Origin of the sequence: Micromonospora sp. NPDC048999, assembly GCF_040649295.1 — a bacterium.
GTDB lineage: Bacteria > Actinomycetota > Actinomycetes > Mycobacteriales > Micromonosporaceae > Micromonospora.
Map to the genome: position 1 here is coordinate 70,955 of NZ_JBEZFI010000001.1, position 26,934 is coordinate 97,888.

23 protein-coding genes, 1 tRNA gene and 1 pseudogene are annotated in these 26,934 nt (G+C 71.7%); 2 read left to right on the forward strand and 23 right to left on the reverse strand.

What is annotated here, in order from left to right; genetic code table 11:
• The 20 genes and pseudogenes from AB0C02_RS00320 to AB0C02_RS00415 form a co-directional block, all read right to left on the reverse strand.
• Positions 1-1,074, reverse strand: a complete 1,074-nt coding sequence (locus tag AB0C02_RS00320) for a DUF916 domain-containing protein (RefSeq protein ID WP_357539529.1) — start codon at positions 1,072-1,074, stop codon at positions 1-3.
• Between the two features lie 109 nt (positions 1,075-1,183).
• Entirely contained in the window at positions 1,184-2,422 is a 1,239-nt protein-coding gene (locus AB0C02_RS00325; RefSeq protein ID WP_357539531.1) for an Ig-like domain-containing protein, read from the reverse strand.
• Positions 2,423-2,563: 141 nt separating this feature from the next.
• The gene (locus AB0C02_RS00330) at positions 2,564-3,391 is read right to left on the reverse strand and encodes a phosphate ABC transporter ATP-binding protein (protein WP_357539533.1); all 828 of its coding nucleotides are present in this window, start codon (positions 3,389-3,391) and stop codon (positions 2,564-2,566) included.
• Between the two features lie 14 nt (positions 3,392-3,405).
• The gene (locus tag AB0C02_RS00335) at positions 3,406-4,296 is read right to left on the reverse strand and encodes a sortase (protein WP_357539535.1); all 891 of its coding nucleotides are present in this window, start codon (positions 4,294-4,296) and stop codon (positions 3,406-3,408) included.
• Between the two features lie 142 nt (positions 4,297-4,438).
• Positions 4,439-5,152 carry a hypothetical protein gene (locus tag AB0C02_RS00340; protein ID WP_357539537.1) on the reverse strand — a complete coding sequence of 238 codons (714 nt, stop codon included), beginning with the start codon at positions 5,150-5,152 and terminating at the stop codon, positions 4,439-4,441.
• Between the two features lie 95 nt (positions 5,153-5,247).
• Entirely contained in the window at positions 5,248-6,354 is a 1,107-nt protein-coding gene (locus AB0C02_RS00345) for a hypothetical protein (protein ID WP_357539538.1), read from the reverse strand.
• A gap of 182 nt (positions 6,355-6,536) precedes the next feature.
• Positions 6,537-8,990 (reverse strand): hypothetical protein, encoded by a 2,454-nt coding sequence (locus tag AB0C02_RS00350; RefSeq protein ID WP_357539540.1) that lies wholly within the window; start codon positions 8,988-8,990, stop codon positions 6,537-6,539.
• The gene (locus AB0C02_RS00355) at positions 8,987-10,618 is read right to left on the reverse strand and encodes a phosphate ABC transporter substrate-binding protein PstS (protein ID WP_357539542.1); all 1,632 of its coding nucleotides are present in this window, start codon (positions 10,616-10,618) and stop codon (positions 8,987-8,989) included. Before AB0C02_RS00355 ends, AB0C02_RS00350 begins: the two co-directional genes overlap by 4 nt.
• Positions 10,619-10,626: 8 nt before the next feature.
• The gene (pstA, locus tag AB0C02_RS00360; RefSeq protein WP_357539544.1) at positions 10,627-11,868 is read right to left on the reverse strand and encodes a phosphate ABC transporter permease PstA; all 1,242 of its coding nucleotides are present in this window, start codon (positions 11,866-11,868) and stop codon (positions 10,627-10,629) included.
• A 9-nt stretch (positions 11,869-11,877) separates the two neighbouring features.
• Positions 11,878-12,894 carry a phosphate ABC transporter permease subunit PstC gene (pstC, locus tag AB0C02_RS00365; RefSeq protein ID WP_357539546.1) on the reverse strand — a complete coding sequence of 339 codons (1,017 nt, stop codon included), beginning with the start codon at positions 12,892-12,894 and terminating at the stop codon, positions 11,878-11,880.
• A complete protein-coding gene (locus tag AB0C02_RS00370; RefSeq protein ID WP_357539548.1) occupies positions 12,891-13,346 on the reverse strand; it encodes a hypothetical protein in 456 nt (151 codons plus the stop codon). The genes pstC and AB0C02_RS00370 overlap by 4 nt, the downstream gene beginning before the upstream one ends.
• Positions 13,347-13,697: 351 nt before the next feature.
• A complete protein-coding gene (locus tag AB0C02_RS00375; RefSeq protein WP_357539550.1) occupies positions 13,698-15,014 on the reverse strand; it encodes a GTP-binding protein in 1,317 nt (438 codons plus the stop codon).
• A complete protein-coding gene (gene cysD, locus AB0C02_RS00380; protein WP_357539552.1) occupies positions 15,014-15,925 on the reverse strand; it encodes a sulfate adenylyltransferase subunit CysD in 912 nt (303 codons plus the stop codon). Before cysD ends, AB0C02_RS00375 begins: the two co-directional genes overlap by 1 nt.
• An 80-nt stretch (positions 15,926-16,005) precedes the next feature.
• Entirely contained in the window at positions 16,006-16,839 is an 834-nt protein-coding gene (locus AB0C02_RS00385; RefSeq protein WP_357539554.1) for an inositol monophosphatase family protein, read from the reverse strand.
• A gap of 99 nt (positions 16,840-16,938) precedes the next feature.
• Positions 16,939-17,529 carry an aminoacyl-tRNA hydrolase gene (gene pth / locus AB0C02_RS00390; RefSeq protein ID WP_357539556.1) on the reverse strand — a complete coding sequence of 197 codons (591 nt, stop codon included), beginning with the start codon at positions 17,527-17,529 and terminating at the stop codon, positions 16,939-16,941.
• 167 nt (positions 17,530-17,696) lie between these two features.
• Complete coding sequence (locus tag AB0C02_RS00395; protein WP_357539558.1) at positions 17,697-18,401, reverse strand: 50S ribosomal protein L25/general stress protein Ctc; 705 nt, start codon at positions 18,399-18,401, stop codon at positions 17,697-17,699.
• Positions 18,402-18,687: 286 nt separating this feature from the next.
• On the reverse strand, positions 18,688-19,668 hold the full coding sequence (locus AB0C02_RS00400; protein ID WP_357540948.1) for a ribose-phosphate diphosphokinase: 981 nt from the start codon (positions 19,666-19,668) through the stop codon (positions 18,688-18,690).
• A 54-nt stretch (positions 19,669-19,722) separates the two neighbouring features.
• A pseudogene (gene glmU / locus AB0C02_RS00405) lies at positions 19,723-21,255 on the reverse strand (bifunctional UDP-N-acetylglucosamine diphosphorylase/glucosamine-1-phosphate N-acetyltransferase GlmU); the annotation flags it as partial.
• Between the two features lie 104 nt (positions 21,256-21,359).
• Positions 21,360-21,431, reverse strand: a tRNA-Gln gene (locus AB0C02_RS00410).
• Between the two features lie 72 nt (positions 21,432-21,503).
• Positions 21,504-21,761, reverse strand: coding sequence for a hypothetical protein (locus AB0C02_RS00415; RefSeq protein ID WP_357539560.1), 258 nt, complete (start codon positions 21,759-21,761; stop codon positions 21,504-21,506).
• Between the two features lie 281 nt (positions 21,762-22,042).
• Between AB0C02_RS00415 and AB0C02_RS00420 the strand changes: the two genes are divergently transcribed.
• Positions 22,043-23,017: an acyl-CoA desaturase gene (locus tag AB0C02_RS00420; RefSeq protein ID WP_357539562.1), complete on the forward strand. Its 975-nt coding sequence runs from the start codon at positions 22,043-22,045 to the stop codon at positions 23,015-23,017.
• A 156-nt stretch (positions 23,018-23,173) separates the two neighbouring features.
• Positions 23,174-23,860 carry a TetR/AcrR family transcriptional regulator gene (locus AB0C02_RS00425; RefSeq protein ID WP_357540950.1) on the forward strand — a complete coding sequence of 229 codons (687 nt, stop codon included), beginning with the start codon at positions 23,174-23,176 and terminating at the stop codon, positions 23,858-23,860.
• Positions 23,861-23,889: 29 nt separating this feature from the next.
• On the opposite strand, the gene AB0C02_RS00430 is transcribed toward AB0C02_RS00425, so the two are convergent.
• The 3 genes from AB0C02_RS00430 to AB0C02_RS00440 form a co-directional block, all read right to left on the reverse strand.
• Positions 23,890-24,363, reverse strand: coding sequence for a DUF4383 domain-containing protein (locus AB0C02_RS00430; RefSeq protein WP_357539564.1), 474 nt, complete (start codon positions 24,361-24,363; stop codon positions 23,890-23,892).
• A 116-nt stretch (positions 24,364-24,479) separates the two neighbouring features.
• Positions 24,480-24,938 (reverse strand): DUF4383 domain-containing protein, encoded by a 459-nt coding sequence (locus AB0C02_RS00435; RefSeq protein WP_357539566.1) that lies wholly within the window; start codon positions 24,936-24,938, stop codon positions 24,480-24,482.
• A gap of 94 nt (positions 24,939-25,032) precedes the next feature.
• Positions 25,033-26,832 carry an ABC-F family ATP-binding cassette domain-containing protein gene (locus tag AB0C02_RS00440; RefSeq protein WP_357539568.1) on the reverse strand — a complete coding sequence of 600 codons (1,800 nt, stop codon included), beginning with the start codon at positions 26,830-26,832 and terminating at the stop codon, positions 25,033-25,035.
• Positions 26,833-26,934 lie beyond the last annotated feature (102 nt).

The following is a 26,934-nucleotide window of genomic DNA, read 5'->3' on the forward strand; positions in this document are numbered from 1 at the left end:
TCAGTCCTCCTCGGGCTCGTCGAGCACCCGCCGGCGCCGCCAGGCGAGCCAGCCGAGCGCCACCAGCGCGGCCACGATCAGCAGCGCCCCGATGGTGGACCAGGGCGCCGCCCAGGTGCCGGCCGAGCGGCTGGTCGCCGGCAACCGTCCCTCGGCGGTGATCGGGTTGACCGTGACCACCGCGTCCAGCCGGCCCATCGGCCAGGCGTCGACGTCGCGCTCCAGCACGACCTCCCCGCCGGGCAGCAGCTCGGGCAGGGCCACCCGCTGCGGTTCGGCGAGCGTGACGCCGAGAGGCCCGCGTACGCGTACCGCCGCATCGCCCGCCGTCAGTCGGACGTTGCCGGTGTTGCGGACCCGGTAGCGCACGGACAGCCGACCGTCGACGAACGGCACGCCCGGGGTCCGGTAGGCGGTCTCCAGCTGTTCGATGCGTACCTCGGGTGCCAGCTCGCCGTCCACCCGCAGATAGACCCGGGCCGCCACCCGGCGGTCCAGGTTGACCTGCTGGCCCTGGGCGTCGGTGTGGCGCTCGGTGACGGCGGCGATGATCCCCGCCGCGTGGTCGCCGGGAGTGGCCCGGTCCGGCACGGTCAGCCGGAACGGGATCTCCAGCCGCTTGCCCGCGGGCACCGTCCAGGACCGCCGGGGCAGCTTGATCCAGGTGCCCAGGTCGGTCGGCGGATCACTGGCGGGCAGCAGGGCGAACGCGCCGTCGGCGGTGCTGTAGGCGTCGGTGGCGTAGACCGCGAAGGTGAGCGGCCGGTCGCTGAGGTTGCTGATGGCGACCCGGTCGTCGACGTGGGTGCCGGCCCCGCTCTCGTACTGGAAGACGCTCCGGGCGGGGGCACCCGGACCGCTCGTCGGTTGCACCGCCCACCGCAGCTCGGCACCGGTGGCCCCGCCCTGGGAGGCGGGCACAGTGCCGGAAGCGGGCGTGGCAGGCGCGGTGCCGGAAGCGGGCGCGGGGGCGGCGGGGGCGGCGGGGGCGGCGTGCGCCGGCGCGGGCACGGCGAACAGGCCGGCGGCCAGTACCGCGATCAGCGACGACGCGGCCCGGGTACGACGGGACATGCGGAACTCCGTCTCTGCTGGGTTGCGGGCGGCAGGTGCGGTGCGGGAGGTGCCGCATCAGCGGTCCGGGGACCGAGGGTGCGGCACCTCCGCGTGGTGTCCGGGTCGATCAGGCCAGGGTCAGCGTGAGCGTCGCCGCGTAGCTGCCCGGGGCGGCCGAGTCCGGGATGGTCAGGGTCAGCCCGGCCCCGCACGCGAAGACACCGGCGCTGGTGCCGGAGTCGGCCTTGCAGAGGGTGTGGGCCGAGCCGAGGCCGGTGCCGGCGCCCGGGGCGGCGGTGGCGCCAGCCACCACGTTTCCGGAGGCGTCGACCTTCGCCGCGTTCGGCGTCCAGCCCAGGTTGTCGCCGGGGATCTGGGCATTGCCGTTGACGAAGTCCTGGACCTGGCCGACCAGGTTCCAGCCGGCGTTGGTGCCGCGCAGGTCGGTCACCGTGGCCTTGTTCAGCGCACCGGTGGCCTGCCCACCGACCACCCCGCCGGTCAGGTTGGCCGTGTCACCGGCGAGCCCGAGCGAGAAGGCGCCCGGGGCGACGTCGGCGAGGATGGTCTGCGAACCGGTGGAACCGCCGACCGGCGCGGTGACCTGGTACGACACCGCGGCGGAGGTGGAACCGGCGTAGTCGTTGCCGGCCGGGGTGAAGACCGCGGTCAGCGACAGGGTGCCGATCGGCAGGTCGGTGGCGGTCACGCTGGCGGTGCCGCCGGAGACCGGTACGGTGCCCACGGTGCTGGCGCCGCGCTTGAAGGTGACCGTGCCGGTCGCCGCCGACGGGGTCACCGTGGCGGTCAGGGTGACCGGCGCGCCGTACGCGGCGGTGCCGGCCGGGGCGACGGTCAGGGCGGTGGTGGTCGGCTCGGCGGTCACCGCGCCGGCCAGCTTCCAGATGCCGTTGCTGACGGTGATCGGGGCCCGGAAGTAGTCCTTGTGGTCCCCGAGGATCTCACCCGAGCACTGGATCACGATCTCGAAGTTGCCGTTGGCCGGGACCGCACCCAGCGCCCGGGCCATCGACCGGTTCGTCCCCAGCGAGAACGCACCCGCGTCGTAGTTGTTGTCGCTGCCGATCTTGTTCAGGTTGTTGTACGGACCGCCGACCGGACCGACCTTCGCCACCGCGTTCGTGCCGTAGTTGGTCGGGCAGGCCGCCGACGTCGTCGCCGAGGTGAACATCGGCGTCGCGTCGTCGACCCCCGAACCCACCGACCCGCTCGTCGGCGTGATCGTCAACGTGCCCAGGTCGGCGGCGAACGCCGGGCTGGACACCCCGACCACCGCCACTGAGGAGAGCACTGCCGCTCCCAGCAGCGCGGCCGCTCGGGCCGCGCGGGAGGACGGAGCCTTCATGAATCACTTCCTCTGCTCGAAGTGAACGCCGGTGCCCGACGGGCACCGGAGACCAGACTTCGGCTGGCCAGTGACCCGGTGGACAGGCCAACTCTTACGCCGGACATGCGCGAGGCGAATTCGCGGTGACCGTGGGCCGGGTCAGCCGAAGCGGCCGTGCACGTAGTCGGCGGTGCGGCTGTCCTGCGGGTGGGAGAACATCGCGTCGGTCGGGCCGTGCTCGACGATCACTCCGGGTACGCCCTGCTCGGCGAGGAAGAAGGCGCACCGCTGGGAGACCCGCGCGGCCTGCTGCATGTTGTGCGTGACGATGACGATGGTGACCTCGCTGGCGAGTTCGGCGATGGTCTCCTCGATCCGCCGGGTGGAGGTCGGGTCCAGGGCCGAGCACGGCTCATCCATCAGCAGCACCCGGGGGCGGATGGCCAGCGACCGGGCGATGCAGAGGCGTTGCTGCTGGCCGCCGGAGAGTGCCCCGCCGGGCTGTCGCAGCCGGGCGTGCACCTCCTTCCACAGTCCGGCCTTGATCAGGCACTCCTCCACCAGATCGTCCTTGCTGCGCCGGTCGGCCCGTACTCCGGTGAGCCGCAGGCCGGCGAGCACGTTGTCGTAGATGGACATCGCCGGGAACGGGTTGGGCTTCTGGAACACCATCCCGATCTGCCGTCGCGCATCGGTGAGCCGGCGCGCGGGGTGATAGATGTCCTCGCCGTCCAGCAGCACCTCGCCGGCGAGCGAGGCCGCGGGCACCAGCTCGTGCATCCGGTTGAGGGTGCGCAGGAAGGTCGACTTGCCACAGCCGGAGGGACCGATCAGCGCGGTGACCTGCCCGGCCGGCATGGTGAGCGAGACCCGGTCGAGCACCTTGTGCCCGCCGAACCATGCCGAGACGTTCCGGGCGTCGAGGTGGCCGCTGACGGGCGGCAGGTCGGGTAGGTCCAGCCGGGTCAGCTCGGGGGAGATGGTCATGACGGCCTCTCTTCTCACAACAGGTTCGGCAGCAGCCGGGCGATCTGGTCCGCGGCGGCGGCGCCCAGGGCAGCGAGGACGGGTACGCCGACGACCCACGACTGCCACCGCCCCCAGCGGGTACGCAGCCAGGCGAAGCCGAGCGCGGCCGCGGCCAGCGCCTGGCACCACAGCAGCAGCGGGGTCCAGGCCGCCGGGTCGGTGGCCATCGGCTTCTCGGCGGCCGGCAGGCTGGCCGCGGTCAGCGGCCGGGAGCCGACCTGTTGCGGCGGCGAGATCAGCTCGGCGTCGACCCGGAGCAGATCCTGCGGCAGGTACGGCTGCCCGTCGGCGGTGATCAGGGTGAGCCGGCCGGCCCCGGGGGCGAGCGGCGGCGGCGCCAGGTCGCCGGTGCGGCGGACGGACTGCACCCGGTAGGTGTGCTGGCCCTGGCCGGTCGCCACGGTGATGATGTCGCCGGTGCTCAGCAGGTCCAGGTCGGCGAAGGGGCCGCCGTACGCGGCCCGCCGGCCGAGCAGCACGCTGGTGCCGGGCTGACCGGGCAGCACGGTGTCCCGCCGGTGTCCGGGGCCGGCGGTCAGCACGCCGCCGGAGGTGCCCTCGAAGACCACCTGCCGCAGCTTCAGTCGCTCGATGCGCAGCACCGCGACCGGGGTGCCGGGGGCGAGCAGCCGGCCGTCCTGGTCCACCTGACCGGTGGGCGCGGTGGCGTTGGCGAGTTCGCTCCGCAGGTCCGCGTAGGCGGTCTGCTGGTCGCGGGCGTACTGCAACCTGCTGATCAGCGTCAGGTGTGCCACGAAGCCGAGCAGCAGCACGGCGAGCAGCGTCAGCGCCGTAGCGACGACCTGTGGCCCGCCGGCCGGGCGGGGCGCGGGCCGCGTCGACGCAGGCGCAGGCGTCGGCACAGGCGCAGGCGTGGGCACAGGCGCAGGCGTGGGCGTGGGCGTGGGCGCAGGGGTCGGCGTCGGCGCGGGTGTGGGCGCGGGCGTCGGCGTCGGCGGGGACGCGGGCGCGGCGAGCGGGGTGGTGGTCACGGTTGCCTCCGGGTCAGCCGACGAGGTCGGCTCGCCGGCGGCGAGCCGTGGCGCGCAGGACCGCACCGACCCCGACCAGCAGCAGCCCGGCGGCGACCACCGCGCCGATGGCCAGACCGGTGACGGGCAGCGGGCCGCCGCCGGGTGAGTCGGGTCCGTCCGAGCCGTCGGTGGGTCCGGTGCTGGGGGTGGGCGAGCCGCTGCCGCCCGGGGCGGGTGCCACCTCGACCCGCAGGGTCATCGAGCCCGACGATCCGCCGGGCGGCACGGGCTGGGTCGACGCGGACCAGGTGCCGTCCGCGACCGTGATCGGCGCCCGGAAGTAGTTCGGGTGATCCCCGAGGAGTTCGCCCGAGCACTGGATCACGATCTCGAAGTTGCCGTTGGCCGGGACCGCGCCCAACGCCTTGGCCATCGACCGGTTCGTCCCCAGCGAGAACGCACCCGCGTCGTAGTCGTTGTCGCTGCCGACCTTGTTCAGGAGGTGGTAAGGACCACCGACCGGACCGACCTTCGCCACCGCGTTCGTGCCGTAACCGGTCGGGCAGGCCGCCGACGTCGTCGCCGAGGTGAACATCGGCGTCGCGTCGTCCACCCCCGAACCCACCGACCCGCTCGTCGGCGTGATCGTCAACGTGCCCAGGTCCGCCGCGTACGCCGGGCCGGCGGCCACCACGGCCAGCAGCAGGCCGGTCAGCACCGCCGTCAGGGTTGTCGACTGTCGCATGAGGACACCTCTCGTCAAATACGCAGGGTGGCCGGACGCCCCAGGGCGGGGCGTCCGGCCACCGTTGTCACACCGGACCCCTCGAGGGGTACGGCTCAGCCGTTGGCCTTCAGGTACGCGTCGCCGCAGCCCTGCTGGAGCAGGTCGGCCGGCTGGCTGCCGGTCGAGGCGCGGAACCCGAAGCCGAAGGCGTTGATCACCTCTTGGCGGGTGCAGACCGCCGAGTTGGCACCGAGGAAGGTACTGGCCACGGTCGGGTTGCTGAGCCGCGAGGTCGGGATCACGTTGTAAACGTCCCGGGTGAGCGGGAAGTTGATGTTGAGGCTGCCGGTGAAGCCGCCGGCGCCGGTCCGCGGACCAACGCCGCTGATCTTCCCGAGCGTCGCCTGGCCGCGCCGGTCCTGCACGTTGACCAGGACGCCGCCGACGGTCCGGCCGGCGTTCTCCTGCGCGATGAACTGACCGATGGAGAACGGCACCAGGTAGTTCGGCTTGTTGTTGAGCACCCGACCGTCGTGCTCCTGCACGGTGTCACCGAGGCTCTGCAGGCACGGGTAGTCACCGGCGCTGATCTCCGACTCGGAGATGCCCATCTTGCTGTTCCAGAACGAGCGGGTGCCGGAGCCGGACTGGATGAGCAGCGGGGTCACCGTGACGCCGTTGATCTTCGTGGTCAGGCACCGGTAGATCCGCTGGAGCTGGACCAGGGTGAGGTTGCTGGGCAGATCGCTGTCGGCGCTGATCGCGTAGGTGACGCCGTCCACGCCGAAGGAGACGTAGGTGTAGAGCCCGGTGGTGCCGGGCGTGCCGGAGGGAGCACTGGACGAGCGCGCGAAGTCGACGCACCCGAGGACGTTGGCGCCCTGGTAGATGCCGCCGCTCTCCCCCTCGGAGGCGCGCAGCGCGGTGCGGCCCGCGCCGGAGCCGTCGGGGCGGGGGAACTGGCAGTTGGCAGCCTTGGTCTTGATCTGGGCGCTGCCCCGGGCGTCCCAGGACGCGACAATCTTGGCGCCGCCGGCGCCGGTGATCGCCTCACCGAGACCGTTCATGACGTCCTGAGTGGTGTCGGAGCCGACGCCGGCCAGGACCCGGTAGTCCGTGGCGGGGGCGGGGTCGGCGTACGCCGGCCCGCCTACCGCGACGGCCACCATCAACGCGCCGAGCGTCGTCGCCGCCGCCCGGGTGATCTGTGTCAGCTTCATGCTGTCTCCCTTTCCGCTCCACACGGGGTTGGGCTGTCCAGTGCCGGTCGGCCCTGGGCAGCACTCATGCTCGCCACGGCGGCTGGGACCTCGATACCGCGCGCGGGAGAACGTTTTGTCCCGTAATGCCTCGCCAACATGCACGCCGGATGAACGGGCTGGCCGGGGCGGGGCCGGGACGGTCACGACCGGCCCCCGGCGCGCCGTCGCCCGATCCGGCGCACCGCCGGGCCGGCGAGCGCGGCCACCGCGCCGAGACCGAGCGCGCCGAGCAGGGCGTACCGGATCGAACCGAGCGGCTGCCCCTGGGTGAGTGCCGCCACCGGCGTGCTCGACGGGAGGGCCGGCGCGACCGGCGTGGCCGGCGCGGCGACCGGCGGAGCGCCGTCGGCGGGCACGGCGCTCTCCGGCGTCGAACCCGGTCCCGCACTCTCACCCGGCGAGCCGGTGCCGCCCGATTCCGGCGGCGTGGGCGTCGGGGAGACGATCGGCTTCGCCTTCTCCAGTGCCTCGGCGGCGGCCCGGGCCTCAGCCCGCAGCCCGTCCGGCAGCGGCACGTACCCGCCGGGCAGCTGTCCCCGCTGGACGCCGGGGTTCTGCCCGGTGCCGACGGCGTAGCGGATCAGGTTGGCGTAGTCCCGACGGGCCGCCTGCTCCTCGGTGGTGTCGCCGACGGCATAGGTGACCATCCCGAGCGGGTACGCGCCGGGAATGCTGGCCTTCGGGTCGATCTCCCGTACGCCGGCGGTGCCGCTGGGCACCGTCGCGGCCGCAGCGGCCAGCACCGACTGGTCGGTGGGCGCGACGAACTCCCCGGCCCGGTTACGCAGCCGGGCGGTGAACAGCCCGTACCGGGCGGCGGTGGCCGCGTCGGTGATCGAGGCCGCGAACCGCTGGGTCACCTGCTGCGGCGGGAACGCCTTGTACGCCGCCTTGGGGAAGGCGTTCGGATCCCAGGACGTGCGGTTCTTGGCGTCCGCGCGCAGCGTCTGGTATCCCGCCTCGGCGAACGATCCCTGGTAGGGGCGCAGGTCCAGCGCGCAGTACTTGTCCTGCTTCGGCGGGGTGTCGCAGTTGAGGTCCTCGCGCGGGAAGTTGGTCGGGGCCGAGCCGGTGGCGAAGAGTGGCAGATACTCCTTGTTGACCACCATGCCGTGCTCGTCGGGCTTGCCCTCCAGCCAGGCGCGCGCGTCCGGGTCGGCGAGGATCCACCGCCACACCTCCCGGGCGATGGCCGAGTTGCCGATGGGCACCATCAACCCGTCGAAGGTGGCGATGGCCGTGAAGCCGTCGAACTGGGGGTTGGCCTCGATGAACTCCGGATCCAGCCGGAGGGTGCGGGGATTGTCCTGCAGGTACTCGTACACCTGCTGATTGCTGCCGGGAATATCCCGCTTGTAGGACTGGGTCAACAGCTTCGCGACCAGCCGCGGCGTGAGGTTCACCTCGCGGAGCATTCTTCCGGCGCGGCTGTCGGTCGTGCCCGGGTCGACCCGGAAGTCGATGTTGAAGGCGATCACCACGGCGGAGAGCGCGACCGGGGCGTGTACCAGCCGTGGCCCGTCCGGTGGCGACACCACCGGGTCGCTGGTGAAGACGAGGCCGGGGCCGTCGGGTGCCAGCACCTGGCGTCCGGCGTTGTCGTCCGCGGCCGTCGAGTAGCCGAAGACCGGGCCGTCGTTCTCGCAGAGCGCCGGCTGCCACGACAGCATCGCGCCGGCCACCAGCTCCGTCCCGGTGGTGCGCCGTTCCGCCCGTTCCAGCGAGCAGAACGCCCCGACCGGCTGGAACTGCAGGGGCACCGGGATCGCGTCCTGGAACACGCGGGCACCCAGCGGACTCCCCTCGATCTGCTCCGTCGGGTTCTTGGACCGGTCGTGGTCGCCCCGGGGCACGATGACCAGCCAGCAGGTCAGGTGCCCGGGGCTGCCGCAGCCCAGATGAGGCGCCTCGACATCGGTCTGCATCTCGAAGACCACCCGGCCGGTGCCGTCGGCGGCGGTGACGGCCTTGGGGATCTCGTTGGTGGTGTAGACGCTGTAGTAGTCGGCGAGGACGTCCGCCTCGGTCGACGGGCAGGTGACCTTCAACTCCGGCGGGCCGCACGCCTTGCGCGGCCACGGCTGGGCCGCACCGCCGTGCGGGGTGGGCTTGCCCTCTACCGGCCGGAACGGCACCATCTGGGCATCCATCGGCAGGCTCTCGCAGGGCTTCCCAACCTCGTCAGAGCACCGGGGGTCCATCGCGGACGGCGCCCGGGCCGGTACGGAGCTGCCACCCACCTGACAGGTCTCCCGGAAGTCCGGGGCGGCCGGGTCGGGCCCCCAGCACTGCATGAGCTGGAGGTAGTTGGTCGCGGCAGGGTCATCGCCGCGGCGGACGCTCGGTTTACCCCCGGTCCAGCTGACGACGACGCCCTGGCTGGTCAGCGCCTTGGTCTGGGCGACGGTGATGGTCAGGCCGGTGAAGTCGTCGCCGAACTCGCCGGGCAAGCCGTGCACGGTCATCGCCGAGTCGGTCACCGGGTCCTGCTCGTCGTCAACGGCGGCGGTGGCGGCTGGCGGCCGCACGTCCACGGTGACCAACCCGACGAGGGCGAACAGCAGCACGGCGAGGGCGAGCGCGCGGCGGGTCATCGCGAACCGCCCTCGTCGCGCCGGCCCAGCGACCGGGACAGCAACGGCGGGCCGACCACGACCAGCACCAACAGCAGGCCGGAGAGGATCATCAGCACCCGGGCCAGCCCGGAGCCGTCCTCGGCCCGCAGGGCCACCGGCACGCCGTCGACGTACTGTCCGCCGCCAGCACCGCCGTCGCCGGCCACCGCGCCGGTGTCCGGATCGGCCTGTTCACCACCGGCGGCCGGCGGGCCCGTCGTCGCCACGGCACCCGGAGTGGTCGCCGCCGGGCTGGCGCTCTGGCCGGTGCCGCCGGTCCCGGACCCTCCGGTGCTGCCCTGCCCGCCCTTGGTCGGGGTCTCCTGCCGGGCGCCGCCGGTGCCGGTCGAGCACTGGGTGGGCGCATCCTTGTGGTCGCACTCCGGCGGGTACGGCGCGGTCTTCGCCAGCGCGTTCGACCCGTCCGGCCCGAAGGTCGGGTTGTGGCAGTTGGCGATGTCCTTCTTGTCGGGGCTCACCCCGGGGATCTGAAGGACCTGTGTCATCCCCGCCTCGACCAGGTTCTTCGGCAGTGGCGAGTAGCCCAGTCCGCCGACGGACTGCTGCCCCTCGCAGAGGAAGTACTTGGCGAACTCGCCGAGGGTGTATCCCTTGTTCTCGTTGAAGCCGTTCTCCAGCTTCGTCGGCAGGATCATGTACGAGTACGACGACAGCGGGTAGGTCCGCCTGTCCGTGTTGTTGTAGACGCCCTCCAGCTTCTGGGTCAGGTCCTTGTCGATACCCGCGCCGAGCAGGCCGACCGCCACGCTGGTCTTGGTCGGCTCGACGTAGTAGCCGGCGGCGTTGAGCACCTTGGCGACCGGGAAGCCGGATCCGTTGGCGTACGCGTACTCGACGTAGGTGATCGAGCCCTCGCCGAGCGCCTGGGCGACGTAACCGGCGACGCCGAGCGAGCCGGCCTGGGCGACCACCGAGCCGTCGGTGGGGTACGGGTAGTACGAGGTCACCCCGCACGGGGTGGCCCGGTTGTTACGCCGGCACCAGTCGTTCCACAGGTTTGGATACTGGGTGCTCATCCAGAGGCTGAACTGGGCGGTGGTGCCGGAGCCGTCGGAGCGCACCACCGGCACGATCTTCCGGGCGGGCAGGGCCAGCCCGGGATTGTCGGCCTTGATCTGCGGATCGTCCCAGGTGGTGATCTTCCGGGTGAAGATCTTCGTGAGGACATCGCCGGAGAGCCGCAGGTTGGTCACCCGCTTCCCACCGATCTTCAGGTGGTACATGAACGCGGTGCCACCGGCGACGATCGGCATGTACGCGAAGCCACGGGCCGGGGGCGGGTCGCTGGTGCCGGCACCAGCGTCGCGCAGCCCGTACGGGATCTCCGAGACGGCGAAGTCGACGGTGCCGTTGCGGAACTGGTTACGGCCGTCGGAGGAGCCCAGACCGTTGTAGGTGACCTTGAGGCCGTTCTTGTAGACGTTCGACTTCCACTCGCGGATCGCGATCTCGCTCCACGTGGAGCCGGCGCCGTTGATCGGCACGTACTTCGCGGCCGAGGCGGGGGTGGCGAAGCCGATGACGGCCGCCAGCACCGCGGTGACCAGGGCCGCCGCGGTGACGCGGCGGCCGGCGCGGGTCGACATGGGTGTCCTCACTCTGGGGTGGATCCGGATTCGGGAGCGGCGGGTACGCGGCGGGCGTACCGGAGCGCATCGCGGCGGGAGGCGTGCACGCGGCGGGCCTGCTGGCCCCGGGTGAGCTGGCCGGGGCCCCGACCGCCGACCAGGCGGGCGAGCAGGAACAGCAGCAGCACCAGGCCGAGCAGCACGGTGGCGGAGCCGAAGCCGCGGGCCACGTCGTACTCCGAGGCGGAGCCGACCAGCTTGAACGTCATCAGCGGCAGGGACACCTGCGGCTCGTGCCGCGGGTCCAGGTTCATACCGTCGGCGAAACCGGCGGTGAGCAGCACCGGTGAGGTCTCCCCGATGCCCCGGGCGGTCCCCAGGATCACCGCGGTGGCCAGCCCCGGACGGGCCGTCGGCAGCAGCACGAACAGGGCGGTACGCCACTGCGGGGCACCCAGTGCGAGCGACGCCTCCCGGAGCGTGCCCGGGACCAGCCGCAGCACCACGTCGGCGGCGCGGATGACGATCGGCAGCATCATCACGGTGATCGCCAGGCCGGCGGCGAAGCCTGACCGGCCCATCCCGAGCATGAGGATCACGGTCGCGTAGATGAACAGGCCGGCCACGATGGACGGCAGCGCGGTCATCGCCTCGGAGACGGTCCGCACCACCCGGGCGAACCGCCCGGGCACCTCGTTGAGGAAGACGGCGCTGGCCAGCCCGAGCGGGATGGTGATGACCAGGGCGATGGTGATCTGCTCCAGGGTGCCGACGATCCCGTGCAGGATGCCGCCCCGATCCAGCGGAAGCAGCGGGCCGGCCGAGGAGAGGTCCTCGGTGAAGAAGTTGCCGTGCCAGAAGATGGCCTTCGCGCCACGGCTCACCGGATAGGCGACCACCACCACGAGGGCGAGCAGCAGCAGGAGGGCCAGGCTGTGCACGACGACGGCAACCGTCCGGTCGCGGACGGTGGGCCCGTCCTCGTCCAGCGAGACCAGCAACGCGTAGCAGCCGATGAAGGCCAGCCAGGCCAGCACGACGAAGCCGAGCAGGCCGTCGAACGGGGCCAGCCGGACGAAGACCAGGCTGGTCAGAGCCAGCGCCGCCGCCGCGGCACCGAGCAGGGCGAGCACGTCGGTGCCCCGTACCCCGCTGGTGCGCCGACGCGGTTCCGGCCCGGCGGGGTACGCCTCGCGTACCACCAGGGTGGTGGTGGCGGTCGGCGGTGGCTCGGCGGCGACCGCGGGCGGCAGTGTGTCGGTGCTCATCGACTCTCCTCAGGCGTCACTTGCGGCGCCCGACCGGCTCCGGGCGATGATCGACGAGGCGATGAAGTTGACCACCAGGGTCAGCGTGAACAGGGCCAGCCCGGCCGCCATCAGGGCGGAGATACCGACCGCCGACGCGTCGCCGTAGCGGAGCGCGATCAGCGCCGAGACGCTGTTCGCCCCGTTCGCCAGCAGGTGCGGCTGAATGGCGAAGACCGGCGAGATGATCATGTATACGGCGATGGTCTCGCCGAGCGCCCGGCCCAGGCCGAGCATCGTGCCGCCGATCATCCCGCCCCGGCCGAAGGGGAGCACGACCGACCGGATCATGCCCCAGCGGGTGGCACCCAGGGCGTACGCGCCCTCCCGCTCCCCCACCGGCGCCTGGGCGAAGACCTCGCGCATCACCGAGCACACGATCGGTGTGATCATCAGACCGACCACCAGGCCGGCGATGAAGGTCGACGAGGTGTACGCGGCGGCCGGCGACAGCGGGTCGCCCGGATCGGCGCCCGGCACCCGCAACGGCGGAATCCAGCCGAACCAGGTGGAGATCCAGCGGGACAGGCCGATCACCTGCCCCTGCAGCAGGAACGCGCCCCACAGGCCGTAGACCACGCTGGGCACCGCGGCCATCAGATCGACGAGGCTGATCAGGGTACGCCGCAGCCGCCGGGGCGCGAACTCCGAGATGTAGAGCGCGGTGCCGGTGGCCAGCGGCACCGCCACGCTGATCGCCACCGCGGCGATCAGCACGGTGCCGGTGAGCACCGCGGCGATGCCGAAGTCGCCGGAGTCCGGCTCCCAGGTCTGGGTGGTCAGGAACGCCGGACCGGCCTTCCGCAGGGCCAGCATCGCCCGGTACGCCAGGAACACCCCGACCATCGTCATGACGAGCAGGACGAGGATCCCCGCGGTGCGGACCCCGCCACGGAACAGCAGGTCGGCCGGGCTACGCCGCTGGCGGAGCCGGCGCGGCCGGTCGGGCGGCGCCTCGCCGGCGACCGGCAGGGTGGTGGCGCTCATCGGGCCACCTGCCGCAACGACGCGCCCGGCCGGGTCTCGCCCTCGCCCGCGCCCGGGTCGCCGTGCCAGCGCCCCCGCCGCACGGCGCGGGTGCCGGGCACCACCTCAGCGGCGGGCAGCACCGCCAGAAACCGCTCCAGGTTGTAGCTGCACTCCCGCATCCGCAGGTAGGAGCGGCTGGCCATGGCGACCTGCCGGCCATCGAGCTCGACCCGCCAGGTCCACTGGCCGGTCGCCTCCACATTGCTCAGCACCGGACGGCAGCGCGGCCCACCCTCGCGAAGCCGCAGCACGGCGTCGCGGCAGTCGGCGTAGCTGCGGTGCAGGCTCAAGCCCCGCCCGAGCGTACGGTTGTTCGGCGAGACCAGCATCCACACCACACCGCCGGGCGGATCGCCCTGCGTACCGGTGGACGGCAGCATGGTCAGGAACACAAAGCGCGCGACTTGCACCAGCACCCTCCCTCACCTGTAACCGCTCATCCCCAGGACGCGACGGAAACAGATTCGGGAAGTCGGATGTCGTCCGCCGCATCCGTCGACTTCCGCCGGACATGCGGCAGGTGAACAACGCGTGAGGAGACATCCACCATTTGTCAGCACCGACTGACCGGTGCGACCAGACCCCACGGCGAACGGGCAGCTCACGGCGCCGGACGGCGAAGCACTCGACGAATCTTGGAGGAACCCGGCCCCGCCAGGAGCACTTCCCCACCAATATCTCCGTTGGCCCCGGAAACAGTGAAGGCCGGCTGGGCATGGCCATCAGGCCATGCCCAGCCGGCGACAGAGGTGGGGCTGCGGTTAGCCGGCCTCGACGATCATCCCGGCGCCGACGGTGCGGTTGGTCGCCTCGTCGATGATGATGAAGCCACCGGTGGTGCGGTTGCGCCGGTATTCGTCGGCGAGCAGCGGGACCGTGGTACGCAGCCGGACCCGGCCGATCTCGTTGAGCCGCAGCTCGCCGGCCGTCTCGTCGCGGTGCAGCGAGTTGATGTCCAGCCGGTAGTGCAGGCCACGCACGATCGCCCGCGCCGAACGGGTGGTGTGCTTGATGGCGTACTTGCCGCCGAGCTGCAACGGGCGGGTCTCGTCCAGCCAGCAGACCATCGCCTCGATGTCCTGCGCGACCGCCGGGGCGTTGTTCGGCCGGCAGATCATGTCACCGCGCGAGATGTCGATCTCGTCGGCCAGCCGGACCGTCACCGACATCGGCGGGAACGCCTCCTCCACCGGGCCGTCGGCCGTCTCCACCGAGGCGATCCGGCTGGTGAAGCCCGACGGAAGCACCATCACCTCGTCACCCGGCTTGAGCACGCCCGAGGCCACCTGGCCCGCGTAGCCGCGGTAGTCGGTGACGGTGGTGGACTGCGGCCGGATCACATACTGCACCGGGAAGCGCACGTCGACCAGGTTGCGGTCGGAGGCGATGTGCACCCGCTCCAGGTGGTGCAGCAGCGACGGGCCGTCGTACCAGGGCATGTGCTCCGAGCGGGCGACGATGTTGTCGCCCCGCAGCGCGGAGATCGGCACCACGGTCAGGTCCGGCACGTCGAGCTTCGCGGCGAACGCGGTGAACTCGTCGGCGATCCGCTCGAACACCTCCTGCGACCAGTCGACCAGGTCCATCTTGTTGACACAGAGGACCAGGTGCGGCACCCGCAGCAACGAGCAGAGGAACGCGTGCCGCCGGGACTGCTCCACCAGGCCCTTGCGCGCGTCCACCAGGATCAGCGCCAGATCGGCGGTCGACGCGCCGGTGACCATGTTCCGGGTGTACTGGATGTGCCCGGGGGTGTCGGCGATGATGAACTTCCGCCGCGGCGTGGCGAAGTAGCGGTACGCCACGTCGATGGTGATGCCCTGCTCCCGCTCGGCGCGCAGGCCGTCGGTGAGCAGCGCCAGGTTGGTGTATTCGTCGCCCCGGGCCGCGCTGACCGCCTCGACGGCGGCAAGCTGATCGGTGAAGAGCGACTTCGTGTCGTACAGCAGCCGGCCGATCAGGGTCGACTTGCCGTCGTCGACGCTGCCGGCGGTGGCGAACCGCAGCAGGTCCATCGGCCGGGCCTCCGACCCGGCCCCGGCGTCCGTCGCGTCCGGTGCCAGCGTCTCTGCGCTCATCAGAAGTAGCCCTCCCGCTTGCGGTCCTCCATGGCGGCCTCGCTGACCCGGTCGTCGCCGCGGGTCGCGCCCCGCTCGGTGATCCGGGTGGCGGCCACCTCCTCGATCACCTTCTCCACCGTGTCGGCCTCCGAGCTGACCGCCGCGGTGCAGGAGGCGTCGCCCACCGTCCGGTACCGCACCTGGGCCTTGAACGGCTCCTCACCGGCGCGCGCCCGGAAGAACTCGTTGACCGCGTACAGCATGCCGTCGCGCTCGATCACCTCGCGCTCGTGCGCGTAGTAGATCGACGGCAGCGGGATCCGCTCCCGGGCGATGTAGTGCCAGACGTCCAGCTCGGTCCAGTTGGAGAGCGGGAAAACCCGGATCGACTCGCCCGGGTGGTGCCGGCCGTTGTAGAGCGCCCACAGCTCCGGGCGCTGGTTCTTCGGGTCCCACTGCCCGAACTCGTCCCGGAAGCTGAACACCCGCTCCTTGGCCCGGGCCTTCTCCTCGTCCCGGCGCGCGCCACCGAAGAGCGCGTCGAAGCGGTGCTTCTCCACCGCATCGAGCAGCACCGGCGTCTGGATCCGGTTGCGCATCCCGTCCGCCGACTCGCGCACGAGGCCCTTGACCAGGGCCTCCGGCACGCTGGCCACGATGAGCTGCAGGCCCAGCTCGGCGACCCGCCGGTCGCGGTAGTCCAGGACCTCGGGGAAGTTGTGCCCGGTGTCCACATGCATCACCGGGAACGGGATGTTGGCCGGCGCGAACGCCTTCTGGGCCAGCCGGAGCATCACGATCGAGTCCTTGCCGCCGGAGAAGAGCAGCACCGGGCGCTCCATCTCGGCGACCACCTCGCGCATCACGAAGACGCTCTCCGCCTCCAGCGCGTCGAGGTGGGAGACCTGGTACGCGGCGGGAGACGTCATGACACGAACTCGATTCGCTCGGATCCGCACATCAGGGATTCCAGACCTTTCCGGTCGGACTCGTAAAGAAGAACCTCAGGCTACCCGCAATGGCGTTGCAGCGCCGCAAGCAACCGATCGGCGAGATCCTTCCGGCAGACCAGCAGGTCAGGCAGGCGAGGGTCGGCATCGTTGTATCTCAGCGCAGAACCGTCGATCCGGGAAGCGTGCAGTCCGGTAGCCGTCGCCACAGCGACCGGAGCGGCCGAGTCCCACTCGTACTGACCGCCGGCGTGGATGTACGCATCGACCTCACCGGTGACCACAGCGGCGATCTTCGCGCCCGCTGAGCCCATCGGCACCAGATGAGCGCCCACGTCCTCCGCCAGATCGGTCAGGAAGACCGGCGGACGGCTACGACTGGCCGCCAACCGGATGGCCCGCCCGCCGCCCGCGCCCCCCGCCCCCAGGACCAGCGGCGGGTACGCCGGCGGATAGTCCGTGCCCAGCACCCGGTGCTGCGCCGGCAGCCCCACCGCGCCCGCGACCAGCCCGTGCGGCGTCGGCGCGTGCCGCGCCCAGAGCGCCACGTGCACCGCCCAGTCCGACCGGCCCTCCTCGGCGAACTCCCGGGTGCCGTCCAGCGGGTCGATGATCCACACCCGGTCGGCGGTCAGCCGGGACACCGCGTCGGGGCTCACCTCGGCCGTCCAGGCCAGCCGGGAGCCCTCGTCCTCCTCCGACAGCACCGCGTCCGCGGGCCGCCACCTCGCCAGCTCGGTGCGGATCAGGTCGTGCGAGACCTTGTCCCCGGCCGACCTCAACGCGCCCGGATCCGCGAAGCCAAGCTCCGCGCGCAGGTTCACCAGCGCCTGCCCGGCCCGGGCCGCCAACCACCGGGCGAACGCACCGTCGATCATCGGAGGACTGCCCATGACTCATGCTCCCGTCGCCCGCCGTCGCCGGCACCGCCACGCCAGAAGGCGCAGACTACCGGCCCGGGTCAGCCGCACCGGGCACACCCCGCCCGGAACTCACCCGCCGTGGTAAAGGTTCTGCGTCGGCTCCACCCCACGGGTGACCACCGACTCGACCACGTCCGCCGCCCGGTCGACCAGGAACTCCAACTCCTTGCGCTCCACCGAGGAAAAGTCCGACAGCACGAAGTCCGCCGGATCCTGCCGCCCCGGCGGCCGGCCGACACCGAACCGCACCCGCACGTAGTCCTTCGTGCCCAGCGATTTCGACATCGAACGCAGGCCGTTGTGGCCGCCCTCGCCACCGCCGCACTTCACCCGCACCTGCCCATACGGGATGTCCAACTCGTCGTGCACGGCGATCACCCGCCCCGGCGGGATCTTGTGAAACTGCGCCAGCCCGGCCACCGGGCCGCCGGAAAGGTTCATATACGTCAGCGGCTTCGCCAGCACCAGCTTCGGGCCGCCGAGCCCGAGCCGCCCCTCGGCCACCTCCGCCACCACGCGCCGGTGCCGCCCGAACCTGGCCCCCAACCGGCCGGCCAGCAGGTCGGCCACCATGAAGCCGACGTTGTGCCGGTTACCCGCGTACTCCCGGCCGGGGTTGCCCAGGCCGACCACCAGCCACGGCCCCGCCTCGTCCGTCACGCCACGCCCCTTCCGTCAATTCCGACGACTCCAGCTCGGCGCGTCCACCGCCGCGCCACGCCCTGGAGCCCGTCGTCCGCCCGGACCGCCAACCGCCAACCGTCCCGACACGCCGACAGGCGCCCCCGAAAAACCGGGGACGCCTGTCGCACAGCCTACGGACCGGATCAGCCCTCGGTCTTCGCCTCGGCGCTCTCCTCGCCACCAGCGGCGGCCGGAACGCCGGCCTCGGCGCCCTCGGAGGACTCGGTCTCCTCGCCGACCCCGGCCTCGATCTCCTCCTCGGCCACCTCGACCTCGGGGAGGGTGGCCTCGAGCTGCTCGGCGGTCGGAGCGGCGGTCACCGTGGCGACCGGCAGCTCCGGGTCGGCGACCAGCTCGACACCGGCCGGCAGCTCGACGTCGGCGGCGGTGACCTGGACGCCCGGCTCGGCGCCCTCGATCGAGGCCTCCAGGTGGTCCGGCACCTTGGTGGCGTCGGCGGTCACCGAAAGGGTGTCGTGGTCGTGCACGATCAGGGTGTCCTTCGCGGCCTCACCGGTCAGCTCCACCGGCACCTCGACGGTGACCTTCTCGCCACGGCGGACCAGCAGCAGGTCGACGTGCTCGAAGGTGTCCCGGATCGGGTCACGCTGGATCGCCTTCGGCAGCGCCAGCACCTGGGTGCCGTCGCTGACCTCGATCGCGAAGAGCTGGTTCGCCCCACCCTTACGAATCGCGGCGGCGAACTCACGCGCCGGGAGCGCGATGTGCTTGGGCTTCTCGCCGTGGCCGTACAGCACGGCGGGCACCTTGCCGGCCCGGCGGGTACGACGGGCACCACCCTTGCCGAACTCGGTACGGGGCTCGGCGCTGATCTTTACCTCGGACACGGGAGAACTCCTGATGCTTCGCTGCTGGCGGCTTGTCGTCTGGCGGTGCTGGGCGAGGGGCTCGCTGGGGCTCATGCGTCATGGTCGACTGCCCGGAGCACCGCGTCGATGACGGCGCCTCCGTGCGGCGCTTATTCAGCGGCCCGCAGGGCACCCTCGCCGTGGCAACCGCACTAGTCTACCCGAGCGAATTCCGAGCCTGCCGGCAGTCCCCGTATCACCGTCAGAGCCGACTCGCCCGACCACCGGCCGCCCTCTGACGGCAGCCGGTGGGGAAAGCGACACCTCAGCTCAGACCACCGAAAAGCGTGGTCACCGAACCGTCGTCGAAGACCTCCCGGATCGCCCGGGCCAACAGCGGCGCGATCGACAGCACGGTGATCTTGTCAAGCTGCTTCTCCGGCGGCAGCGGCAGCGTATTGGTCACCACGACCTCGCTGATCGGGCTGTTCTTCAGCCGCTCGGTCGCCGGGTCCGACAACAACGCGTGGGTGGACGCCACCACGACATCCGCCGCGCCGGAAGCCTTCAGAATGTCGGCGGCCTTGGCGATCGTGCCACCGGTGTCGATCATGTCGTCGACGATCAGGCAGACCCGGCCCTCGACCTCACCGACCACCCGGTTCGCCACCACCTGGTTCGGCTTCAGCGGGTCCCGGGTCTTGTGGATGAAGGCCAGCGGACAGCCGCCCAGCCGGTCCGTCCAGCGCTCCGCCACCCGCACCCGGCCCGAGTCCGGCGCCACCACCGTCATCGGCCGGCCCGCGTACTTGTGCTCCACGTACTCGGCCAGCACGTCCATCGCGAAGAGGTGGTCCACCGGGCCGTCGAAGAAGCCCTGGATCTGCGCGGTGTGCAGGTCCACCGTCAGGATCCGGTTCGCCCCCGCGGTCTTCAGCAGGTCGGCCACCAGCCGCGCCGAGATCGGCTCCCGACCCCGGTGCTTCTTGTCCTGCCGCGCGTACGGGTAGAACGGGAGGACCACGGTGATCCGCTTCGCCGAGCCGCGCTTCAGCGCGTCCACCATGATCAGGGTCTCCATGACCCAGGTGTTGACCCCGTGCGTCACGGACTGCACCACGAAGGCGTCCGAACCGCGCACCGAGTCCTTGTACCGGACGAAGATCTCGCCGTTGGCGAACTCGTACGCGTCGGCCGGCGTCGGCGCGACGCCGAGCACCTCACCGATCTCCGTGGCCAGCTCCGGAAAAGCGCGTCCGGAAAAGAGCATCAGGCTCTTGCGGTTTTCGGCGACGATGCTGCCCATGGGCCCGTCTGCTCCCGTTTGTCGGCGGTTCCCGGCGGCGTCGGCCGGGGGCTGTTCGGTTGCAGTATCTCCCGGGTTCACCGAGCCGCCCACCGACTCGGCACCCTCGTGGATTCAGTCACCTTCCCTTGCGGCCCCGGCTCCCTACGACGCATCCTCAGCGGCCCGCCGGGCGCGCTCCGCCGCCTCGGCCGAGACCGTGCCGGGCCGCTTGCGAGCCACCCAGCCGTCGATGCTGCGCTGCGGCGCCCGGGTCACCCCCAGCGCCCCCGGCGGCACGTCCTGGCTGATCGCGCTGCCCGCCGCCACGTACGCCCCGGCACCCACCTCGACCGGCGCGATCAGGTTCGTGTCGCAGCCGACGAAGGCGCCCTCCCCGACCGTGGTGTGGTGCTTGTTCACGCCGTCGTAGTTCACGAAGATCGTCGCCGCGCCGATGTTCGCCTTCGCCCCGATCGTCGCGTCCCCCACGTACGACAGGTGCGGCACCTTGGCCCCCGCCCCCACCTCGGAGTTCTTCACCTCGACGAACGTGCCCACCTTGGCCTTCTCGGCGAGCCGAGCGGCCGGTCGCAGGTAGGCGAACGGCCCGACGCTGGCCTGCGGACCGACCTCGGCGCCCACGGCGTGGCTGCGCAGCACGCAGGCGTCCGCACCGACCGTGGTGTCGACCAACGTGGTGTCCGGGCCGACGACCGCACCCGCGCCGACCACCGTGACGCCCTGGAGCTGGGTGTTCTGGTCGATCACCGCGTCCCGCTCGACGGTCACCGTCACGTCGATCCAGGTGGTGTGCGGGTCGAGAATGCTCACCCCGGTCCGCATCCAGCCCTCGTTCACCCGGTCCCGCAGCAGCCGACGCAGCCCGGCCAGCTCGACCCGGTCGTTGCAGCCCAGCGTCTCCACGTGGTCCGGGGCGCAGTGCACCGCCACCGGCTCGCCGGCGTCCCGCAGCAGACCGAAGACGTCGGTCAGGTACTCCTCGCCCTGGTCGTTGTCGGTGGAGAGCTTGCCCAACGCGTCCCGCAGCCGTGCCACGTCGAACGCGTAGATACCCGCGTTGATCTCCCGCAGCGCGCGCTGCTCCGGGGTCGCGTCGCGCTCCTCGACGATCTGCTCCAGCCGGCCCTCGGTGTCGCGCACGATCCGGCCCAGGCCGGTCGGGTCGGGCACCTGGGCGGCGAGCACGGTGGCCGCCGCGCCCACGCTCTCGTGCGCCTCGACCAGGGCCGCCACGGTCTCCGGCCGCAGTAGCGGCACGTCTCCGTTGAGCACCACCACCGTGCCGGCGACGTCCGGCACCGCGTCGAGCGCGATCCGGACGGCGTGCCCGGTGCCGAGCTGCCGCTCCTGGAGCACCGGGATGCCCTCCGGGGCGACCTCGGCCAGGTGCGCCCGAACCTGGTCGGCGCCGTGGCCGACCACGACCACGGTGCGGTCCGCCGCCAGCGGCGCCGCCGCGGCCAGCACATGTCCGAGGAGGGTACGACCAAGCAGCGGATGCAGCACCTTGGGCAGGGCCGACTTCATCCGCTTGCCCTCACCGGCGGCAAGCACGACGACGGTGCGGAGGCGGGTCTGGGGCACGACGTGGCTCCCGTCGGGACGACGACACTCTCGCGGCCATGCTAACCAGAGCGCCGTGGATGCTGCCGAATACCCCAATAAGGGGCGTCGGCAACAGAAAACTGCTCGGCCGCCAGGGTTCGAACCTGAAACACGGGTACCAAAGACCCGGGTGTTGCCAATTACACCACGGCCGAAGGGTCCGTCACAGCTTAGCGCCTCGCCTCCGCTCCAAGGTTGCCCGCATCTGGCCGCCGCTCTGCCCGACCTCAGCCCCTCGCCGACCCGGTCCCCCCAGCGGCTGCGAAAATCTCGGTAGCCAGCCCTTCGATCCGCCAGTAGAGCTCACGGCTCGCGGGCACATTGATCACCAGACAGCCGTGGTAGTCGCTGCCCGTGTTTCGACGCGCCGTAGCCACCCCATGCCGCTTGATGGTCGAGCGCATGAAGCGGTCGGCGGGGAGCCCAAGTTTCTCTACCCACCAACGGACGGCCGCCTCGGCGTCGGCCGACTCGTGGATGCTCACCCGGTATGTGGGCACTCCTCGATCAATGCCGCACGCTGCCAGGAAGCGCAGGAAGAGCGCGAGGATGCCGCCGGCCCGCCCCGCCCACCTAGGGTGGAAACACGGATCGCTGTTGATGAACTGCAGGTGGTCGTCCCGCCGCCAGGGCTTCGACTTCGTGCCCTCACACCAGCAGAACAGGCGTACGACAGAGGGACATTCGTGATCCTAACTGTCCGATACGGCCCGGCCGGTCGCTGGTTACGGTGACGTAGGCGTAACCAGTCCTCCCGGGAGGTGCCATGTCGACCGCCCTGACCGGCCCGAACACCGGACCCAAGCCGCTGACCGAGGGCCACCAGTCCCGGGGCATCCTGATCGCCCTGTGGGGCTTCGTGGTCGTCCCGTTCCTCGCCCTGCTCGCCGCCGTCCCCATGGCCTGGGGCGGCTGGCTGGGCTGGAGCGACCTCATCGTGGCCACCTTCTGGTACCTGCTCTCCGGCTTCGGCGTCACGGTCGGCTACCACCGGTACTTCACCCACGGCTCGTTCAAGGCGAAGCCGTGGCTACGCGCCGCGCTCGCGGTGGCGGGTTCGTTCGCGGTGCAGGGCGAGGTCATCCAGTGGGTGGCCGATCACCGCCGGCACCACGCCTTCTCCGACCTGGAGGGCGACCCGCACTCGCCGTGGCGGTTCGGGGAGAGCGTCCGCGGGCTGACCCGCGGGCTGTTCCACGCGCACATCGGCTGGCTGTTCAAGCGGGAACTGTCCAACCGCGAGCGGTTCGCCCCGGACCTGCTCGCCGATCCGGCCACCCGGCGGGTCGACCGGCTCTTCCCGCCGCTGGTGGCGATCTCGATGCTCGTACCGGCGGCGATGGGCGGGCTGTTCACCTGGTCGTGGCAGGGCGCGCTGACCGCGTTCTTCTGGGGCGGGCTGGTCCGGGTGGCGTTGCTGCACCACGTCACCTGGGCGATCAACTCGGTCTGTCACGTCTACGGGGAGCGCCCGTTCGCGATGCGCCAGGGGGATCGGGCCGCGAACTTCTGGCCGCTAGCGCTGCTTTCGTTCGGGGAGAGCTGGCACAACCTGCACCATGCCGAGCCGACCAGCGCGCGGCACGGGGTGCTGCGGGGCCAGCTCGACCCGTCGGCGCGGGTGATCTGGCTGCTGGAGAAAACCGGCGCGGCGTGGGCGGTCCGGTGGCCGAAACCGGAGCGCCTCTCCGCGAAGCTGGCGGCGTCGGAGCGGACCGGGGCGGCCGGGCCGGGGCGGTGATCGGCCGGCCGGCGGCGTGGCGGCCTGGCAGGATGGCCGGGTGACCGAGCTTCAGTGCCGCCGGCCCGGCGATCCGCCCGCGCGGATCAGCGAGGTGCCGCGATGAGCGGGCAGATCCCCCAGCAGGGTGGCACCGAGCGCCGGCGAGGTGACGAGATGACCGACGGTCCGGGCAAGGGGTCGGGCGCTGCTCGGCGGCGGGCCGTCCCGGCGGTGAAGCCCGCGTCCCGGGTACGGATGTCCGCGGCGCAGCGCCGCGAGCAGCTGATCTCGATCGCCCGGCAGATCTTCGCCGAGCGCGGGTTCGACGCCACCTCGATCGAGGAGGTGGCGGCCCGGGCCAAGGTTTCCAAACCGGTGGTGTACGAGCACTTCGGCGGCAAGGAGGGGCTGTACGCGGTGGTGGTGGACCGGGAGGTCCGGTCGCTGCTGGACCGGGTCACCACCGCCCTGACCGCAGGCCATCCACGGGAACTGCTGGAGCAGGCCGCGTTGACGCTGCTGACGTACATAGAGGAGGAGACCAGCGGGTTCCGGGTGCTGGTTCGGGAGTCGCCGCTGATGTCGGCGACGGGCAACTTCAGCAGCGTGATGAACGACGTGGCGCACCAGGTGGAGCACATCCTGGGCGCGGAGTTCTCCAGCCGGGGTTACGACCCGAAGCTGGCCGAGCTGTACTCGCAGGCGCTGGTGGGCATGGTGGCGTTGACCGGGCGCTGGTGGCTGGAGGTGCGCAGGCCGCGGAAGGAGACGGTGGCGGCGCACCTGGTGAACCTGGCCTGGAACGGTCTGTCGCACCTGGAGGCGAAGCCGGGTCTGATCACGTTGCGCAAGCCGGGCTGAGGCGTCGGGTCGGGCTGAGCGGCCGACGGTCAGCGATGGCGCTCGGCGACCGGGTGTAGGCGGCGCTCGCGCTCGACGTCACCGTGTTCGGGGGGACCGACCTTGTCGTACAGCCCGGTGCCGAGCAGGACCAGCCCGAACAGCATCGACACGATGACGGTGGACATCGAGAAGTTCAGGAAGTTCGCCGACGTCTGGAGCAGGGACATCATGAGCAGGCTGGTGAACAGGAAGACCGCCCCGGCGGTCAGGTTCATGTAGTGGCCGAGGTTTCCGCGCTGGGACGCTCCGATCAGCAGGAACGCGCCGAAGACGACGGAGACCAGGGAGAAGGCCAGGTTGGTCCGGAGGCCGAGTGCCCAGTCGCTGCCTCGGCCGAAGAGGCCCTTGTCCCAGGTGAGGACGACCCCGTAGACGCCGAACGCCAGGATGTAGACCCCGATGAGCCCGGCGAGGACCCGATAGACCGGCCGTGCGGGGTGGTTCACCGGGATATGCGCCATGGGACCCTCCAGCCGATGTGGGCATTTGGTGGAGATTGTCACCCGCGCTGGCTGTGCCCGTCTTCGGAAACGCCGAAGGCCCGGCACGAGCCGGGCCTTTCGGGGCGGGACGGGGGTCAGAGTACGAGCCGGGCCTTCTGCCAGGCTTCCTTCTCCTCCTCGGTGCCGACCTTGCTGTACATCCCGGCCATCAGGAGCACCATGGCGAGGGTCAGCACCACGATCACGGTCATGATCGAGAAGTTGAGGATGTTGGCGTCAGTGTGCAGGAACGCCAGCTCGGCCAGGCCGAGGACCATCAGCGCGTACGAGAGCCACTGGTTGATGGCGACATCAAGGTTGCGGCCGATCGCGACGCCGGCCAGGATCGCGGCCCCGAGCACGATCGAGAGCAACGAGAATCCGAGGTTGGTGCCCTGGCCGAGGACCTTGAGGGTCTGGTCCTGGGCGAACGCCCCGTTGCCGGCGGTCGTGATCGTGCCGATCACGCCGAAGACGACGAAGTACAGACCAACGAGCCCGCCGATCGCCCGGTAGACCGGCCGCGCGGGGTGGTTGACGGGGGTGTGGGCCATCTCTGCGTCTCCAAGACCGTTCGGATGAGGGGTCGCCAGCGATTGTCCCGCACGACGGGTTGTGACGCCGCACACCCCCCACCCGGGGGCGGGGTCAGCCGGCCGGCAGCTCCTCGGCGAGGGCCAGCCAGGCCTCCTCGGTGCGTTCCCGCTCGGCCCGCAACTCCTTCAGCTGGGCGTCCAGCTCGGCGACCCTGGCGTAGTCGGTGGCGTGCGTGGCGAGCTGGTCGAGCAGGTCGGCCTCCTTCTGTTCCAGCTTGGCGATCTGCCGTTCCAGCTTGCCGAGTTCCTTCTTCGCGTTGCGTACCTCGGCGGCGGACATGCCCTCACGGGCCGGGGCACCGGCCGCCGGGGTGAGGTCGGCGGGCGCCGGGCCTCGGCCGGCGGCGGCGCAGGCCAGGTACTCGTCGACCCCGCCGGGCAGGTGCACCAGCCGCCCGTCGCCGAACATCCCGTACGCCACGTCGGTGACCCGTTCGATCAGGTACCGGTCGTGGCTGGCCACGACGATGGTGCCGGGCCAGGAGTCGAGCAGGTCCTCCAGCGCGGCGAGGGTGTCGGTGTCCAGGTCGTTGGTGGGCTCGTCGAAGAGGAGCACGTTGGGCTCGCCGGCGAGCAGCCGGAGCAGTTGCAGCCGCCGGCGCTCGCCGCCGGAGAGGTCGCTGACCGGGGTCCAGAGCCGCCGGTCGTCGAAGCCGAAGATCTCGGCGAGCTGGGCCGCGCTGATCTCCCGGTCGCCGAGCTGGACCCGCCGGGCCACCTCCTCGACGGCCTCCAGGACGCGCAGGTGGCCGGGGAGTTCGGCGAGTTCCTGGGAGAGGAATGCGGGTCGCACGGTCTGCCCGGTGGCCAACCGCCCGCCGTCGGGGCGGGTGATCCCGGCGAGCATCCGCAGCAGGGTGGTCTTGCCGGCGCCGTTGCGCCCGAGGATGGCGACCCGGTCGCCGGGGCCGACCTGCCAGGTGACGTCGTGCAGGATCTCCTTCGGGCCGGCGTGCAGGGTGACCTGGTCCAGGTCGTACACCTGCTTGCCGAGCCGGGCGGTGGCGAGCCGCTGCAGCGACATGGTGTCGCGCGGCGGCGGGACGTCGTCGATGAGCGCGTTGGCCGCGTCGATGCGGAACTTCGGCTTGGAGGTACGCGCGGGCGGGCCGCGGCGCAGCCAGGCGATCTCCTTGCGGAGCAGGTTCTGCCGGCGGGCCTCGGTGGCGGCGGCGACCCGCTGCCGCTCGACCCGGGCGAGGGTCCAGGCGGCGAAGCCGCCCTCGTACGCCCGGACGGTCTGGTCGGCGACCTCCCAGGTGGCGGTGCAGACGGCGTCGAGGAACCACCGGTCGTGGGTGACCACGACGAGCGCGCCCTTGCGGGTGACCAGGTGCTTGGCCAGCCAGTCGACGCCGCCGACGTCGAGGTGGTTGGTGGGCTCGTCGAGGATGAGCAGGTCGGCGTCGCGGACCAGCAGCGCGGCGAGGGCGACCCGGCGGCGCTCGCCGCCGGACATCGGGCCGACGGGCGCGTCGAGGCCGAGGTGGGGCATGCCGAGGCCGTCGAGGATGGCCCGGACGCCGGCGTCGCCGGCCCACTCGTGCTCGGCGCCCATGCTCTCGCCGAGCCAGGCGGTGCCGAGGACGACGTCGCGGACGGTGGCCTCGGGCGCGAGCTGCAGGCTCTGCGGCAGCCAGGACACGCGCAGGTCGCGGCGGTGGGTGACGCGGCCGTCGTCGGGTTCCTCGGTGCGGGTGAGCAGCCGCAGCAGGGTGGACTTGCCGGCGCCGTTGAGGCCGACCACGCCGACCCGGTCGGCGTCGTCGAGGCCGAGTGAGACGTCGGTGAGCAGCGGCCCGGCGGCGCCGTACCCCTTGGACACCCGGTCCAGGTTGACGATGTTGGCCACTCCCCCACCTCTCATGATCAAGGCGTCCCGGTGCCGCGGTCGGCACCTGGGGACGCCCGCTTCTCAGGGTACGCGGCCTTCCGCCCCGCGCCCGGCCCGCGC